Here is a 14,713-nt window from a genome sequence, read left to right as displayed (position 1 = left end):
CCACCTGAAAAAGTAAGGTCGGCTCGACCTGAACTTAACGCCTGTGGACAAGTTGGTGCCGACACCCTTGGTTGAAGCAGGAAGAAAACACCACATCAAATTAACAAGTTTAGTTAGGTTTGGATAGGTTTTTCAGAGCAGAACAAGATTGGAAACACCCTTATCATTGCCGACTCGTACCCCAGAACCGCTAGTATTCTCGCCCTCTCCCTCACCAGTGCCGACTAACACCCCGGAACCGCCAGCATTCTCGCCCTCTCCCTCACCAGTGCCAACTCGTACCCCAGAACCGCCAGTATTCTCGCCCTCGCCTTCACCTTCCCCGACCTTTTCACCTGAAACCACACCAACTCCAGAAGCTACGGAAACGCCTTCCCCAACACCAACCCAAACCGAACCACAAGCAGCAATCAGCACTCCCACACAGGGACAGCAGAACATTCCCACTTTTCCCGTTGGTACGCCGATTAGTGCTGTTAAACAAGCTTTGGGTAAACCAACTTTCGATACAAGAGGACAATGGAAGACTCGCGCCGTCAGCTATACCGATTATTTACCAGGTCAAGTCAGCTTGGGTTACTTATACGATCCCGAAAGTCGGGTGATTCGCGAAACGGAAATCGCCTTTAACCAATCAGTAGACCTTCAGGTAATTCAAAAAACAGTGGATGATTTGCTCTTAGGTAGCGTTGGGGAAGATATTAACCGGAAACTCGAAAGAGTCTATCAACGACAGTCGAGGAGGCAAAGTTTTACCAGTGGTTCTTTGAAAGGCGAAATTACACGGGATGAGAAAGATCAAATTTATATTGCGATTTGGGATGCCGATTTGAAATGAGCAAAGGAGCAGAGGAGCGGAGGTAGAACCTCCTTGTCTCGTTCCCAGGTTGTCTCGTTCCCAGGTAGAACCTGGGAACGAAAAATTGAGGCTCTGCCTCTTAGACTAGTAGCCTGATAAAAAAAGAGTCCCAATGGGACTCAGATGATAGAAAGCTGAAAATTACAAGATTACTTGATAGAAACCTTACCGCCAGATTCTTCCAATTGCTTCTTGATGTCTTCAGCTTCTTCTTTCTTGATGTTTTCCTTAATCGCTTTGGGAGTAGCTTCTACTAAATCTTTAGCTTCTTTCAAACCTAAGCCAGTGATAGCACGAACTACTTTCAGAACCGCAATCTTCTTATCAGCTGGAACTTCTTCCAAAGTCACAGTAAATTCGGTTTGTACTTCCTCTGGTTCAGCAGCAGCAGGACCAGCACCAGGAACAGCCGCCACCATCATGCCACCTACAGGAGCAGCAGCACTAACACCAAAAGCTTCTTCAATTTGCTTAACTAATTCCGCAGCTTCTAACAGTGTCAAGCCTTTTAGTTTTTCCAAAATTTCATCGGTTGCAGCAGACATTGTAAACTCCTAAAAATTAACTAAATTTGGTCATTGATTGTTAGTCATTTGTCATTTGTCATTGGTGAGATGAATAACTCCAAACTAATGACAAATCACGAATAACTAAGCTGCTTCGCCCGAAGCACCATTGCTTTCTTTGTCTTTGTCGGCGTAAGCTTGTAAACCACGCGCAACAGAAGCAGGAACTTCGTTGATTCCGATCGCAATTTTTGCGGTCACAGCATTTAAAGCACCAGCAATTTGTGCCATCAGTTGTTCCTTGGATGGCAAATCTGCGATCGCCTTAACATCAGCCTCGCTCAAAGCTTTACCATCCATCACACCACCGCGAAGTGCTGTCTTCTTGGTTGCCTTTTGGAAGTCTTGGTAAGCTTTGATTGCGCCACCCAGGTCATCTTTCACCAGCAAGAACGCCGAGGAACCCTTCAGGAATTCCTCTAACGGTTGCCACTTGGTATCACCATCAACCGCAATGCCCATCAAGGTGTTTTTTGTCACCTTGCAACTAGCACCTTTGGGACGCAAGCGCCGCCGCAAATCGGTAATTTCCCCAACGGATAGCCCTTGGTAGTCGATGACAAGCGCCAACTGAGATTCACTCAAACTTTCCTTGAGTTCAGTGATAATCGCATCTTTACTTTCTTTTGTTCTACCCATTTATCCTTTCACCTCCTTATCCCGGTTTAAACTCAGATCTTGCACTCAGTAAGGCGGAGCCTGGAGTTTCTCGTTGCCCGGTTGAACCCGGGAACGAGGGTTTTGGAGGTTCTACCTCCACTGCTGGAAGATCTCAGTTAAATATCCTCAGCAACTTAAAAACCCCAGCTACTCAGCCGGGGTCACGCTTAACACATTTTCCTGAAATTTGCCACTTTATCAATCAATCTGTAGCAAACAGAAAAGCTAGAAGGCGTTCACCTCGGCAGGAAATTAAGCCATAAAGCACCTGCTGTCATTGGCTGTACCTATTTAGTTTTTTGGTCTTATGTCATTGGTCATTTGTTCTTTGTCTTTAGTAATGGGTAAATCGAAAACTTACCAATCACATAAGACCAATGACCAACGACCAATTAAGCTGCTTCAGTCATTTTTAAATCCCGTAGGGCGCTAATGTCCACTTCAATGGATGGCCCCATTGTAGAAGATACGTATACAGTCCGCCAATAACGACCTTTGGCACCTGAAGGACGGTTACGATCGATCGTCTCTTGTAACGCCTTCAAATTCACCAGCAAATCTTGGGCACTGAAAGTTGCTTTGCCAAACAGGATATGAACAATCCCAGTTCGATCGGCACGAAATTCTAGTTTACCAGCTTTGAACTCTGCGATCGCAGCTGCTAGATCAAAAGTTACTGTACCACCTTTGGGCGACGGCATCAAACCACGAGGGCCAAGCAACTTACCCAACTTAGCCACCTGCGGCATCACATCGGGAGTAGCGATTAGCTTATCAAAATCCATTCTGCCTTTTTGGATTTCGTCGATCAACTCCTCCGAGCCCACAACATCCGCACCTGCATTACTCGCTTCCGTCACCTTTTCCCCACGAGCAATCACAGCTACCCGCACCGTTTGACCAGTTCCTTTCGGCAACACCACAGTTGTCCGCAATTGTTGGTCAGCATACTTTGGGTCAATACCCAAGCGAATATGAGCTTCTGCTGACTCTGGAAACTTTGCCGTTGCTGTCTCTTTTAACAGATTCAGCGCTTCCAACGGCTGATAAGGTCTTTCTTCAACTTTTTTCCGCAGTTCTTGAAGTCTGCGCGATACTTTTTTCACCTTCTTTCTCTCCTGGGGTAACTCACGAAGTCTTCCTTCTCCCCCGATATAGTTAACAAAAAATTTGTCTCTTGGCTAATCGGAATTTCGCAGCCAGTCCCTAATCTGTAACGGTAATACCCATATTCCGGGCTGTACCTTCCACAATATTCATTGCTGCATCAATGTCATTCGCATTCAGGTCAGGCAATTTAGTTTGGGCAATTTCTCGCAGTTGCGCTCTACTAATGGAGCCAACTTTCTTCCGATTAGGTTGATCTGAACCTTTCGCTACTCCGGCTGCTTTAGTAATTAAAACCGAAGCTGGAGGAGTTTTCAACACAAAGGTAAAACTGCGATCCTCATAAACCGAAATTTCCACCGGGATTACCATCCCAGCTTGATCGGCAGTTCTGGCGTTATACTCTTTGCAAAACGCCATAATATTTACCCCATGCTGACCCAGTGCTGGGCCTACAGGAGGGGCTGGATTGGCCTTGCCTGCATTCAAGGCCAACTTGATCATTGCTACAACTTTTTTCGCCATCTATTTCGTTAGCTTTGTTTTTGAACCTGATTAAATTCCAATTCCACAGGCGTATCCCGCCCGAAGATCGATAGTAATGCTTTAAGCTTGCTACGCTCAGGACTGACTTCAATCACCTCACCTTCAAAGTCTTTGAAAGGCCCAGAAAGGACGATGATTCTGTCTCCCACAGCCATATCGATTTTCACGACAGGCTCTTGTTCGCGTGCTTGCTTGAAGATTCTTTCGACTTCATTATGGCTGAGTGGTAGTGGTTTAACGTGACCTCTACCCCTTCCATAGCGGCGTTTTTGTTCTGCCCCGACAAAGTTAATCACATTTGGTGTGTTTTTGACAACCTGCCAGCTTTCATCATCCATGATCATTTGCACTAGCACATAGCCGGGGAAGACTTTTTCTTCGCTGTGCTGTCTGCTGCCATCTTTCCGAATTTTGACAGCAGGTGTCTGAGGAATTTCTATTTGAAAAATTCGATCAGCCACATCCAATGTTTCGATGCGCTGTTCCAGGTTGGTTTTGACACGCTTTTCACAGCCAGAAGCTACCTGCACAGCATACCACCGAAGCCCTTGATGAAAGTCTTCTTCGGATAATCCTGCGTCTGATTGTGCTTCTCGTTGCTCGCGATCGTCTGGTTCATCTGTCATAAAACTCATCCGAACACCTTCGCCGATCCCCAACCAAAAAAGTTGTCTACTAGATAAATCAAAAGTGCCGAGAGAATCACCATTAAAATGACCGCAGCGGATTCGCTGATCAACTGCTGTCTACTAGGCCAGACTACTTTATCTAGTTCTTCTTTAGTTCCTTGTAAAAACTTGACGGCGCTAAACCCAGCCTGTTTTTCTTCAGTAGTTTCTGCTTCACCTTTTTTCGCCACGTTCCTTCTTTCCCCCGTTTTTCTTTTGATTTACAGACTTCTTAAACTATGCCAAAACTCCTAAAATCATCATTTCTGAGTTTTGTGCATTTTCTTAAGAATGCTATTCCTCACTGACCACTCAAACTACCATTTTATATTGTGTTTGCCTGAATCACCATAGCTCTGTATTTTCCAGAATCGGGGAGAAATTAGGCACATTTTCGGGAATTTTCCGCTAATCCTGGCTGACTTATCCGGGCTACTCACAATAAAAAACCCAGACGCTTCTATATAATCTGGGTTAACTACGCGCCCTGGAGGACTCGAACCCCCGACATCAGGTTTTGGAGACCTGCGTTCTACCAACTGAACTAAGAGCGCTTACTTGTGAGTCTGCTTTGGATGTTTCGCCATTGCATTATCTTAGTCTAGCGCAAAATGAGTTGGTTTGCTATAAATTTTTCGCAAATTACCTCCTCAACTTTTGGAGTGTAGTTAAAGGCGATCGCAAAAAACTCTCCCCTTCTCCCCATCTCCTCATCCCCCATCTCCCCATCCCCCCATCTCTTAAGTAGTGGGGCGATCGAAACGTTGTTTCAGGCGAGTTGCTTTACCAACGCGATCGCGCAGATAATACAATTTAGCCCGACGCACGTCACCGCGACGGATAATCTTAATGCTGGAAATCCGGGGAGAATGGAGTAAAAACACCCGTTCTACACCCACATTTTGGAAAACTCGGCGGACTGTAATGGTTTCATTGATTCCACCATTACGCTTGGCAATCACTACACCTTCATAAGGCTGTGTCCTTTCTTTGCCGCCTTCTTGAATCACTACGCCAACTTTGATCGTATCGCCGACATAGATTTGCGGCAGATCCTTTTTCAAATATGACTCTTCTATCGATCGGATAATTTCTTGCGCGTGCATAGCCTTTCAAATAAACACACAATTTATTATCCTACCTCGATTCCTACTTTTTGGTCAATCGGCAATCATGAAATCTCCACAAAACACTGTAGAGACGTTGTATACAACGTCTCTACAATAGTTCTTTAATTTTTGGCTCGGCCCTTAGAAAGTGAAGGTAGTCCGAATAGTGCCTACCCAAATGGTATCGTTGCGATCGTTGTGTTCTGGGTTGAGAATCACAAACGCACCGGGAGTAACCGAAATATTGTTGCTGACTCTGATGCGATAGAATGCTTCCAAATGATAGGAAGTATCGTCATCTTTCCGGTCTTCCGTTCTTCTTCCTCTATAAAAGTCACCATCTAAGTCGCTACTAGTCACTTTAGGAGGTACACCAGCTAGTAACCCTAAGAAGTTACCTTTAGCACCTAAATCTGGGAAACCAAAACTCACAGCGTAGTTGATCACATCAGCATTGGCTCCCCGGAAATTTCCAGTTTTAGCCTCAGCCATTTGGTAACCAACCCAGCCGGAAATGAGAAACTGGGGAGCAATTCGCCAGTTTACTTGTCCACCAAAAGAATTTGACTCTGTGGCAACAGCACCAAAAGGTCTTTGAGCAAAACTACTTCCTGTGCTACCCGTAACGTTTACTCTGTTCCCAGGTGCATAGTAGCGGACGTAAGTCAAGCCTATATTAAAGTTGCCTTTGGGGAATAGAACTAACTGTGCCAATGCACCGAATTCCCCATCATACAACCCATTTTTGTTAGAGGGGTTGTTAGCTCTGGGAGCCAAGTAACCGACATCTAGACCAATTGCCCCAAAGTCTAAGTTAATTAATGCCCCAGCACTACTGCTAGTGTTTACGATCTGGTATATCGGGTTGAATCGTCCAAAGCGGGAGATAGAGCCAGTGCTACTGCTGTCAAACAGGGGGTGAACAGTGTTAACTAAATCGTTAAACTCACCACTGTTAGCAATTAACCAAACTCTGGCATTCTTACCTATTGGGAAGCGATAGTAAAGGTCATCTAGTTCGACGCTATTATTACTGTTACCGTCAACACTCAGACGAGTCATGTTGGTTCCTGTTACTCCTGTACTTAATGCTGTAGCTCCTGTAAGTGTTGTAGCAGGATTCCCACTAAACTCAGTAATGTTACGAGCTTGCAAACGTACTCTCAACAAATCTCTGCCTGAGAAGCTTGTGTCAAAGTTGAGGCGTGCCCGATAGCCAAAGATGGGGTTGTCTTCTAAATCTCTAGTATTAGCAGTGGTACGTCTGACACTAGAAGAAATTGCCTTTTCATCACCAAAGACACTAGAAACACCGAAGATTACTTCGCCTCTGAGTTTGGTTATAGTGGAAAACTGATTAGCTTCTACTTCTGTGACTCTGGCTTCTAAAGCATCGACTCGACCACGCAGGGTAGCTAGTTCAGCGGCGAACTCTTCTTGTAAACGGCGCAAACGGTCTAAGTCTTCTCTGCCTACACCTTGAGGTAAAGCGGCAATTAATTCTTGAATCCGATCTAAACAGCTGTTTAAACCTGCGGCAAACTCGTAACGAGTCATGGCGCGGTTGCCTCGGTAGGTGCGATCGGGATAACCTTCAATACAACCGTATCTTTCCACCAAGGATTGTAATGCTTGGAATGCCCAATCTGTTGGTTGTACGTCCCGCAGTTGGGAAACAGAAGTTACTTGGTCTAAACTTTCTGTTCCCTGAGTTCCTTGACTGCTTTGGACAGGGGAAACAGGTTCTTGGCTGTATCGGTTGATTTGCTCTAGCGTATTGTTAACTGCTGGCTCATTTTGGAGTTCTGTGTTCTGTGCTACTTGCTGCTGGTTTGGCGAATCGGAGCTAACTTCAGATAATGGTAAGGCAGCTAGTTCTGTATTTAATTGATTTGCAGCGGTTCCAACAGGCGAGTCAGTCACAGCCGTATTGTCTTTCAACAGTGGTTTTGCTGAATTTTCTGCTGCTATTGCGCCATTCGCTGCAATAATTACGGCACTTAATACGGCAGGACTCAGTTTAAGAGTGTGCCAAAGGGTTCTTGACATTTTTGCTATCCTCACACCTAGATTTTGCTTTTCGGAGAGTCGCCATATTTTTTGACTTCAACCGATCGCCAACTGTTTCCACTTGATTTTTAATCTTAATTTTAGCTACACATTACACCTTACTGCATCAACAATGTATAACTAAAATAAGTGGCATATATTACCAGTACTTAAGTTAGCACAAATGAGGATTATCCTCCTACTACCTCAATAATCTATTCCGAGTTTAAGATTTCAACTTCTGTACAGGTTGGCACAAAACCAAATAACGACCATGACGCTTTAAAATTTCTTCTTCTTCAAATTGTTTCAGAAGTCTAGTTACAGTTACTCTAGTAGTACAAATTGCTTCGGAAAGAGCTTGATGGGTCAAAGGTATCTCTATTAGTTTTCCTTGTTCCACATCGCGACCGAATTTTCGCGCCAACCAATCTAGTAGTTGTAATAAACGGGAAGGAACAGGTCTACAATGAACTATATTTAGCAATTCTTCGCTGAGTCTAATATGAGCGATCGCCGCATCGATAAATTGATACCAGATATTGCTTGGTAGCAGATTTACCTCAACACTAGTTAAACATTCTATTTGATAAGGTTCCAGGTTAGTCAGAGGTTTCCCGACAATATCTCCTGCACCCCAAAATCCTAAAATAATTGGTTTGCCGTCTTCACTCCAAGTTAAAGTACGAACAACTCCCCGTTCGATTTTCCACAAAATATCAGACTGTAATGTTAATAGGTCATAACGGCTAAATGTTAGCTGTTTGAGAGGAGTAGAATTTACAGATGTAGGCACAGAAATTAACATAGATTTTGGGGTGGTAAGGGATACTTGGTTGATGATATCGATCGGCTAATTACCCGCTAAGTAATCGGTTGACCATCTAAGCGACGGATGGCAACTACCGCAGGTTTTGGCGGGTCGTTGGCAGCTTTTCCAGGCCAATTAGAACCAATGGGAATATTACGAGTTTGGCTGAATTTTTCCCCATTGGTTGCGTGCATAGTAAATTTGTGAGTGTCAGCAGCGGAATTTTGTCTAGTTCCGTATACTTCTCCCGGATGTTGTACTGCCAGAAATAATGTTTGTTGGTCTTGAGTGAAAAATGGCCCTGTAGTTTCACATTCCATCGGTCCCATTCCGAACAAATAAGCATTTCCAGCATTATCGCCAGTGGTGGGAATGAACCAAATCGAATTATTGCCAAAGCAACCAACCCGATCTTTACTTTTAGGATTATTGTGTTTTCCGCTAGACATATCTGTTACCATCCAAACATTTTGATTGTTGTCAATCAATATATTGTCTGGGTTAGAAAAGCCTGCGCCACCTGCTATTGGTTCTCCGCCTACAGCTAACATTTTCCACCCAAAAGTTAAAGCATCTGGTTGATTTTCATCTTCAATTAAGTGCATTATCCAACCATATTCCCAAGGAGTTTCGCCGTTTGGCCCTTGAAAAATCCGTTTGTCTGGTGCTCCATCTCCACCGGGAACTCCAGAGGTAAATGTAATGTATAAAGAACCATCGGGGGCAATTTCCGTGTCTTCGGGACGGGCGGTACAGGTGGCACCAGCGGCGTTAGCGGCAAAGTGAGCATCTATAAGAATTGCGCCTTGTTTTTCCTCTGGAGTGCCAGTGTAGAGGTCGCCCAAGGTTTTGAAAGTTTGTTGAAAATCGGCTATTTCTGCGTCTGTTTTGGCTTCGTAGATGCCGCCTGCGGGACGTTTGGGTAGGGGTACGAGATTATCAACTAAGTTGCTGGGCAAAACGGGGTTTACGGGAGTACTTGGTTGTAGGGGTATCCATTTGCCTGTGCCGTCGGGGTTAATTTGGGCGGCGTAGAGCATTCCGTAGCGCAGGAGGTTGGAGTTGGCTTTGTCTTTGGGGTCTTGGACTTTGCCTGTGCTGACGAATTTATACAGGTGTCCGCCTCTGCGATCGCACCCCGAATAAAACGCCACTCTTTTACCCGCTTCCGCTCTAACTCCCACCGCTTCATGTCTGTAGCGTCCTAACCAAGTATGTTTAATCCCGTAATCTTCAGGATTTGCCGGATCGACTTCCACAATCCAGCCATATTTGTTACCAGCTAATCCCAGTACATTTCCCAGACCAGACAATTGCCCATCACCAATCACAAATTTTCTCTCGCCTGGAGCGAAGGAAGTACCATCAGGATAAACTGCTTCTACCACTTGGTCTTGAAAGTTTTCTTCCGCACTTAAAACTGTACCCCAAGGAGTTGTTCCCCCAGAACAATTAGCAAAAGTCCCAATAATTCTTGCCCCTAAATTATCCACATAACCTTGCCCAGTTTTTTTCTTAAAAACAAACACACCAGGACCACTAACATCTAAATATTTACCATCTTTTAAACCACTAATTCCGGTAATTCGACGGTCAGCAGCTGAATTAGTTCTTTCCCATTTCCCCTCAGCATTTTTCCGAATGGAAATAATCCCCATTCCTAGATCTATTAAAGCTTCTTCCGAAACTTGTTGAATTTTTGCTTTGAATTCTGCCTGTTCTGGTGGTAAAGCAAAAGCATTAATTCCAGTTTTTCCGGCTTTTTCCAAAGCAGCTTGAATTTCTGAATTAGGTAAGTTTTTACCAATGACTTTCTCGAAGGTTTGAAACCAAGGTAAAGCACTAATATATTCAAAGTTAATTGCCAAATAGCCTTCATCTGTACCTGTTTCTACAAAAGATAAATAATCATTGTTATAACCAAACCGAGAATCACCTATTTTATCTCCCCAAGCCCCTACGATATCGTAGGTGTAACCTTCGGGTAATACTAAGTCATCTTTTACTTCGTACTTACTAAAATCTGCTATTTGTTGTGCTACTGGAATGTCTTGAGTTTCCAGAGGCATTGGCCCTTTTACTGGTTGAAAGCCAATGCCACTCAAAATACCTTTTTTTTGCTTAAGAAGATATGTACCTAGAGCTACTGTGGCAGCACCCGCCCCTAAAAATAACAGGAAGTCGCGGCGTTTTACTTTCATAATCAAAAATCAGCTAATTGAATGAGCAGGGCTAGCAAAAATTATAACTGCGCTCCTTATTATATTTCTCCTAGTTTAGGGGCAAGTAAGGTTTTGGTAATCTTCAGGTTAAGCGACTTAGGGGTTGCTACTGTTTGATAATTCTTGCTCAAACCTGCCTAAACCTAACCAAGCACTTAGATCAAAAAAACCTTGACCTGCATCGATTACAGATGCTCTCGTCGGTTAAATCAATCCTGAAATTAAATAGTCAAAAAATAAATACCAACTTTTTTGGTATAAAAGCCATCAGTTTATTAATTCCCGATCTGGCATTGTGATTCAGTAAAGCTGAGTTCAAATTTGGTGCTGTGTATTACCCCAACTGGTTTAAGACTGCTGCGGTGCTGGGTGAAAACTTGATTGCGAATGGAAATGCCGAACCAAGAGGATGTGACGGCGTTGGTAATGCGATCGGAAATAGGATTCCATTGATTCCCGGTTGGGTTTCCAGTGGAAATTTTAGTGTTCTTTATTACCGAGCAACCGGATTTGAATTTGTGAATGTGAACGAGCAAACAGTACAGGTGAGTGGCTAACCAGATGCCAGGATGCCTGAGTCTAGCGATCGCCGCACAAGTTGAGAGTAAAAACCCATTGGAGTGGTTGGCGATCGGTCTAAGTCAAACATTTAAACTTTCCGAAAAGCAAATTTTAGGTGTGAGGATTGAAACAAATGTCCAGAAATCTTTGGCATACTCTGAAACTGAGTCCTGCCGTATTAAGTGCCGTAATTATCACTGCAAATGGAGCAGTAGCACAGAATAGTGAAATAGGGAATGAGCCAGCTGTTAAAAATACCCTAGAGCAAATCGATCGATACAGCCAAGAACCTGCTCCCGCTGTGCAAAGCATGGAAGGAACTCAGGGAACAGAAGGTTTGGATCAAGTAACTTCCGTTTCCCAACTGCGGGACGTAGACCCAACCAGCTGGGCATTCCAAGCATTACAATCTTTGGTGGAAAGATACGGTTGTATTGAAGGTTATCCCGATACGCCTAACGGCACGCTACGCGAACGCACCTTCCGAGGCAACCGCGCCATGACTCGTTACGAGTTTGCCGCAGGTTTAAACAGCTGTTTAGATCGGATTCAAGAATTAATTGCCGCTTTACCTCAAGGTGTAAGTCGAGAAGACTTAGACCGTTTGCGCCGCTTACAAGAAGAATTCGCCGCTGAACTAGCTACCCTGCGCGGTCGTGTTGATGCCTTAGAAGCCAGAGTCACAGAAGTAGAAGCTAATCAGTTTTCTACCACCACCAAGCTTAGAGGCGAAGTAATTTTTGGTCTGGCTAGCGTTTTTGGCAAAGACAGGGCAAACAGTATTGAAGACTTAGAAGACAACCCCATCCTTGGCTACCGGGCACGCCTCAACTTTGACGCAAGCTTCACTGGCAGAGATTTGTTGAGAGTACGTTTGCAAGCTCGTAACATGACTCAGTTTGACGGAAGTGTTACAGGAACCAGCATGACTCGTCTGAGTGTTGACGGTAACAGTAATAATAACGTCGAGCTAGATGACTTGTTCTATCGCTTCCCAATTGGTAAGAATGCCAAAGTTATCTTAATTGCTAACAGTGGTGAGTTTAACGATACAGTTAACACTGTTCACCCCCTGTTTGACAGCGCTAGTACTGGCTCAATTTCCCGGTTTGGACGATTCAACCCGATTTACTTTACAGTAAACACTACCAGTAGTGCTGGGGCAGTAGTTAACTTAGACTTTGGGGCAATTGGTCTAGATGTTGGTTACTTAGCTCCCAGAGCTAACAACCCCTCTAACAAAAACGGATTGTTTGATGGTGAATTCGGTGCTTTGGCTCAGTTAGTCCTATTCCCCAAAGGCAACTTTAATATAGGCTTGACTTACGTGCGTTACTATGCGCCTGGGAACCGAGTAAACCTCACAAGTAGCACAGGAAGTGCTTTTGCTATCAGACCTTTTGGTAATGTTGCCACAGAATCAAATTCTTTTGGTGGACAAGTAAACTGGCGAATTACTCCCCAGTTTCTTCTTTCTGGCTGGGTTGGTTACCAAATGGCTGAGGCTAAAACTGGAAGTTTCCGGGGAGCCAATGCTGATGTAATCAATTATGCTGTGAGTCTTGGCTTCCCAGATTTGGGTGCTAAAGGCAACTTCTTAGGATTATTGGCTGGTGTACCACCTAAAGTTACCGAAAATGATTTAGATGGCTCTTTCAGAAATTTGGCTAATGTACCAAATCGGGAAGATAGAGATACTTCCTACCATTTGGAAGCATTCTATCGCATCAGATTGAGTAACAATATTTCGGTCACTCCTGGTGCGTTTGTGATTCTTAACCCAGAACACAACGATCGCAACGATACGATTTGGGTAGGAACTATACGGACTACTTTTACTTTCTAAGGATTGGGTAAAGTTGTAGGGTGCGTCAGACTATAAATCCGAACGACAGCATCAGGGTTTGAGCATCTGACGCACCCTACTAATTGGGCCAATTGGGTAAGTTCTATTAAAGTTGAGAATGGCTGCGGCGCGATCGCCAAAACAACATTCCAGCCACACTTAAAAGTGAGAATACACCCATCGAAGGATCGGGAACTTTATTGACAACTAATGAAAGGTTGTCAGCATAAGCGTCATTGACTCTTCCTCTGACATAATTCATGTCAAGTTGAACTCTGGCTTGACGAGTGCCCACTGGTAAAAAGCCATTGAGTGATTTGAGAAATAACCCTGTTTGATTATTTCGTTCCGTCGCAGTCGGTGCAGTTAGGCTGACATTGCCTAAAGATTGATTGGTATCGCTTAGGAATGACACATTGAGCGATGGACTGTCAGCGTCAGTAGTGTAACCACCTAACCAAGCACTTAGATCGAAAAAACCTTGACCTGCATCGATTACAGATGCTAAGTCGGTTAAATCAATGAGTTGTGAAGCACTGGAGGAAGCACGATCGCCTCCACCAAAAAACAAGCCTGTACCGCGATCGCTAGGCCCAGGCATCGTAGCATCTGGTAAGCCACTCACCTGCACTGTTTGTCCGAACGGGTTAACGAATTGAAATCCCGTTGCTCCGTAACAAAGAACACTGAAATTTCCAGTGGGAACCCAACCGGGAATCGCTGGAATCGCATTTCCGATCGCATTACCAACGTTATCACAGCCTCCTTGTTCGGCATTCCCATTCGCAATCAGGTTTTCACCCAGCACAGCGGCAGAGGCAGAAACTCCCATCGGATTCCAGAGAACTCCCAAAATCAAAGCCAACCACAATGTCTTAAACCAGTTGGGGTAATACATAGCACCAAATTTTAACTCAGCTTTACTGAACCACAATGCCAGATCGGTGATTAATAAACTGATGACTTTTATACCAACTTGGTTGGTATTTATTTTTTGACTATTTAAACACTGATTTCGACTTCAACGCAGATGTTTTCCTCGTCTTTGGGAATAACCTCTATTCTGCTGGTATGGATAATTCGCGATAAGTACTGGGTAATGTTTTCAATATTACCGATGATGTTCCAGTAAGTTTCGGCATCAGGACAGGTAATCGTCAGTGTTGGTATGTCGAGGTTTGTTATAAGTATCCATTGACACTGATTTAAGAAAGTCTGGGTGATGCGATCGCAACTAGCAAAAAACTGCTTGCTCACAGCTTCCTCCAGTTGTAACAGTAAGCTTCGGTCTAGAAATGATGGTGTAGAAGCTAGATCTTCGGGGGGAAGCTGATGCTTTTTCATAGCTAACTCGCTTAAAAGTAGTAAAAGTGACTAATTTTCGGGTATTTCGTAGCGATATTGTCGAAAAATGGCTTTTGCCTCAGTGCTGTTGAGAAATTGCAAAAATGCTTTAGCGGCATTGGAATTGCGGCTGTTTTTCAAAATGGCGATCGGGTAAATTACCGGAGTGTGGGATGGACCCGGAGCGATCGCCACCATCCGCACCTGATTAGATTGTTTAGCGTTGGTATTATAAAACTTCTCTCATTATATAAACAAATATAATCAGGCATAGTATCATATAACAATGAAGCTATCAGACTATGCTAAGCACTTAGGGATCTCATACCAAACAGCTTGGCGATGGTGGAAGTCTAACAAACTTC

Annotated in this window: 15 protein-coding genes, 1 tRNA gene, 1 pseudogene and 1 other annotated feature; of the genes and pseudogenes, 3 read left to right on the top strand and 14 right to left on the bottom strand. The window is 44.1% G+C overall.

Features of this window, described 5'->3' with window-relative positions; translation table 11 throughout:
- Positions 1-148 precede the first annotated feature (148 nt).
- Positions 149-838 carry a hypothetical protein gene (locus ACE1CC_RS03915; RefSeq protein ID WP_413269162.1) on the top strand — a complete coding sequence of 230 codons (690 nt, stop codon included), beginning with the start codon at positions 149-151 and terminating at the stop codon, positions 836-838.
- 170 nt (positions 839-1,008) lie between these two features.
- On the opposite strand, the gene rplL is transcribed toward ACE1CC_RS03915, so the two are convergent.
- The 11 genes from rplL to ACE1CC_RS03860 form a co-directional block, all read right to left on the bottom strand.
- Positions 1,009-1,404 (bottom strand): 50S ribosomal protein L7/L12, encoded by a 396-nt coding sequence (rplL, locus tag ACE1CC_RS03910; protein ID WP_413269161.1) that lies wholly within the window; start codon positions 1,402-1,404, stop codon positions 1,009-1,011.
- A gap of 105 nt (positions 1,405-1,509) precedes the next feature.
- Complete coding sequence (gene rplJ / locus ACE1CC_RS03905) at positions 1,510-2,064, bottom strand: 50S ribosomal protein L10 (protein ID WP_413269160.1); 555 nt, start codon at positions 2,062-2,064, stop codon at positions 1,510-1,512.
- Between the two features lie 147 nt (positions 2,065-2,211).
- Positions 2,212-2,384: a sequence feature (ribosomal protein L10 leader region), on the bottom strand.
- 93 nt (positions 2,385-2,477) lie between these two features.
- On the bottom strand, positions 2,478-3,191 hold the full coding sequence (rplA, locus tag ACE1CC_RS03900; RefSeq protein ID WP_413269159.1) for a 50S ribosomal protein L1: 714 nt from the start codon (positions 3,189-3,191) through the stop codon (positions 2,478-2,480).
- A 100-nt stretch (positions 3,192-3,291) separates the two neighbouring features.
- Positions 3,292-3,717 (bottom strand): 50S ribosomal protein L11, encoded by a 426-nt coding sequence (rplK, locus tag ACE1CC_RS03895; protein ID WP_413269158.1) that lies wholly within the window; start codon positions 3,715-3,717, stop codon positions 3,292-3,294.
- An 8-nt stretch (positions 3,718-3,725) separates the two neighbouring features.
- The gene (gene nusG, locus ACE1CC_RS03890; RefSeq protein WP_459563795.1) at positions 3,726-4,373 is read right to left on the bottom strand and encodes a transcription termination/antitermination protein NusG; all 648 of its coding nucleotides are present in this window, start codon (positions 4,371-4,373) and stop codon (positions 3,726-3,728) included.
- Entirely contained in the window at positions 4,370-4,597 is a 228-nt protein-coding gene (gene secE / locus ACE1CC_RS03885; protein ID WP_413269156.1) for a preprotein translocase subunit SecE, read from the bottom strand. The genes nusG and secE overlap by 4 nt, the downstream gene beginning before the upstream one ends.
- Positions 4,598-4,887: 290 nt before the next feature.
- Positions 4,888-4,960: transfer RNA gene (locus ACE1CC_RS03880), tRNA-Trp, on the bottom strand.
- A 186-nt stretch (positions 4,961-5,146) separates the two neighbouring features.
- The gene (gene rplS, locus ACE1CC_RS03875; RefSeq protein WP_413269155.1) at positions 5,147-5,512 is read right to left on the bottom strand and encodes a 50S ribosomal protein L19; all 366 of its coding nucleotides are present in this window, start codon (positions 5,510-5,512) and stop codon (positions 5,147-5,149) included.
- Positions 5,513-5,656: 144 nt separating this feature from the next.
- Positions 5,657-7,564, bottom strand: a complete 1,908-nt coding sequence (locus tag ACE1CC_RS03870) for an iron uptake porin (protein ID WP_413269154.1) — start codon at positions 7,562-7,564, stop codon at positions 5,657-5,659.
- A 226-nt stretch (positions 7,565-7,790) separates the two neighbouring features.
- A complete protein-coding gene (locus ACE1CC_RS03865; RefSeq protein ID WP_413269153.1) occupies positions 7,791-8,372 on the bottom strand; it encodes a Crp/Fnr family transcriptional regulator in 582 nt (193 codons plus the stop codon).
- A 56-nt stretch (positions 8,373-8,428) separates the two neighbouring features.
- Positions 8,429-10,576, bottom strand: a complete 2,148-nt coding sequence (locus ACE1CC_RS03860; RefSeq protein ID WP_413269152.1) for a PhoX family protein — start codon at positions 10,574-10,576, stop codon at positions 8,429-8,431.
- Positions 10,577-10,926: 350 nt separating this feature from the next.
- On the opposite strand from ACE1CC_RS03860, the gene ACE1CC_RS03855 reads away from it, so the two are divergent.
- Positions 10,927-11,154 (top strand): hypothetical protein, encoded by a 228-nt coding sequence (locus tag ACE1CC_RS03855; RefSeq protein ID WP_413269151.1) that lies wholly within the window; start codon positions 10,927-10,929, stop codon positions 11,152-11,154.
- A 137-nt stretch (positions 11,155-11,291) separates the two neighbouring features.
- On the top strand, positions 11,292-13,004 hold the full coding sequence (locus ACE1CC_RS03850) for an iron uptake porin (RefSeq protein ID WP_413269150.1): 1,713 nt from the start codon (positions 11,292-11,294) through the stop codon (positions 13,002-13,004).
- Between the two features lie 106 nt (positions 13,005-13,110).
- Here ACE1CC_RS03850 and ACE1CC_RS03845 read toward each other — a convergent pair whose 3' ends face one another.
- The 3 genes and pseudogenes from ACE1CC_RS03845 to ACE1CC_RS03835 all read right to left on the bottom strand — a co-directional run.
- Entirely contained in the window at positions 13,111-13,902 is a 792-nt protein-coding gene (locus ACE1CC_RS03845) for a hypothetical protein (protein WP_413269149.1), read from the bottom strand.
- 104 nt (positions 13,903-14,006) lie between these two features.
- A complete protein-coding gene (locus ACE1CC_RS03840; protein ID WP_413269148.1) occupies positions 14,007-14,348 on the bottom strand; it encodes a hypothetical protein in 342 nt (113 codons plus the stop codon).
- Between the two features lie 30 nt (positions 14,349-14,378).
- Positions 14,379-14,570 (bottom strand): annotated as a pseudogene (locus ACE1CC_RS03835) (extracellular solute-binding protein); the annotation flags it as partial.
- Between the last annotated feature and the right edge of the window lie 143 nt (positions 14,571-14,713).

The organism is Floridaenema aerugineum BLCC-F46 (assembly GCF_041929345.1).
In the GTDB taxonomy this organism is placed as follows: domain Bacteria; phylum Cyanobacteriota; class Cyanobacteriia; order Cyanobacteriales; family Aerosakkonemataceae; genus Floridanema; species Floridanema aerugineum.
Note: the sequence above shows the minus strand (reverse complement) of the source record. Positions and strands in the feature narration are given on the sequence as shown.

Excerpts from the sequence above, each read along its gene's own strand:
- ACE1CC_RS03845 (WP_413269149.1), bottom strand. The coding sequence starts at position 13,902 with ATGTATTACCCCAACTGGTTTAAGACATTGTGGTTGGCTTTGATTTTG.
- ACE1CC_RS03850 (WP_413269150.1), top strand. The coding sequence starts at position 11,292 with ATGTCCAGAAATCTTTGGCATACTCTGAAACTGAGTCCTGCCGTATTA.
- ACE1CC_RS03840 (WP_413269148.1), bottom strand. The coding sequence starts at position 14,348 with ATGAAAAAGCATCAGCTTCCCCCCGAAGATCTAGCTTCTACACCATCA.
- nusG (WP_459563795.1), bottom strand. The coding sequence starts at position 4,373 with ATGAGTTTTATGACAGATGAACCAGACGATCGCGAGCAACGAGAAGCA.
- rplJ (WP_413269160.1), bottom strand. The coding sequence starts at position 2,064 with ATGGGTAGAACAAAAGAAAGTAAAGATGCGATTATCACTGAACTCAAG.
- ACE1CC_RS03860 (WP_413269152.1), bottom strand. The coding sequence starts at position 10,576 with ATGAAAGTAAAACGCCGCGACTTCCTGTTATTTTTAGGGGCGGGTGCT.
- ACE1CC_RS03870 (WP_413269154.1), bottom strand. The coding sequence starts at position 7,564 with ATGTCAAGAACCCTTTGGCACACTCTTAAACTGAGTCCTGCCGTATTA.
- rplL (WP_413269161.1), bottom strand. The coding sequence starts at position 1,404 with ATGTCTGCTGCAACCGATGAAATTTTGGAAAAACTAAAAGGCTTGACA.
- ACE1CC_RS03865 (WP_413269153.1), bottom strand. The coding sequence starts at position 8,372 with ATGTTAATTTCTGTGCCTACATCTGTAAATTCTACTCCTCTCAAACAG.
- rplS (WP_413269155.1), bottom strand. The coding sequence starts at position 5,512 with ATGCACGCGCAAGAAATTATCCGATCGATAGAAGAGTCATATTTGAAA.
- rplK (WP_413269158.1), bottom strand. The coding sequence starts at position 3,717 with ATGGCGAAAAAAGTTGTAGCAATGATCAAGTTGGCCTTGAATGCAGGC.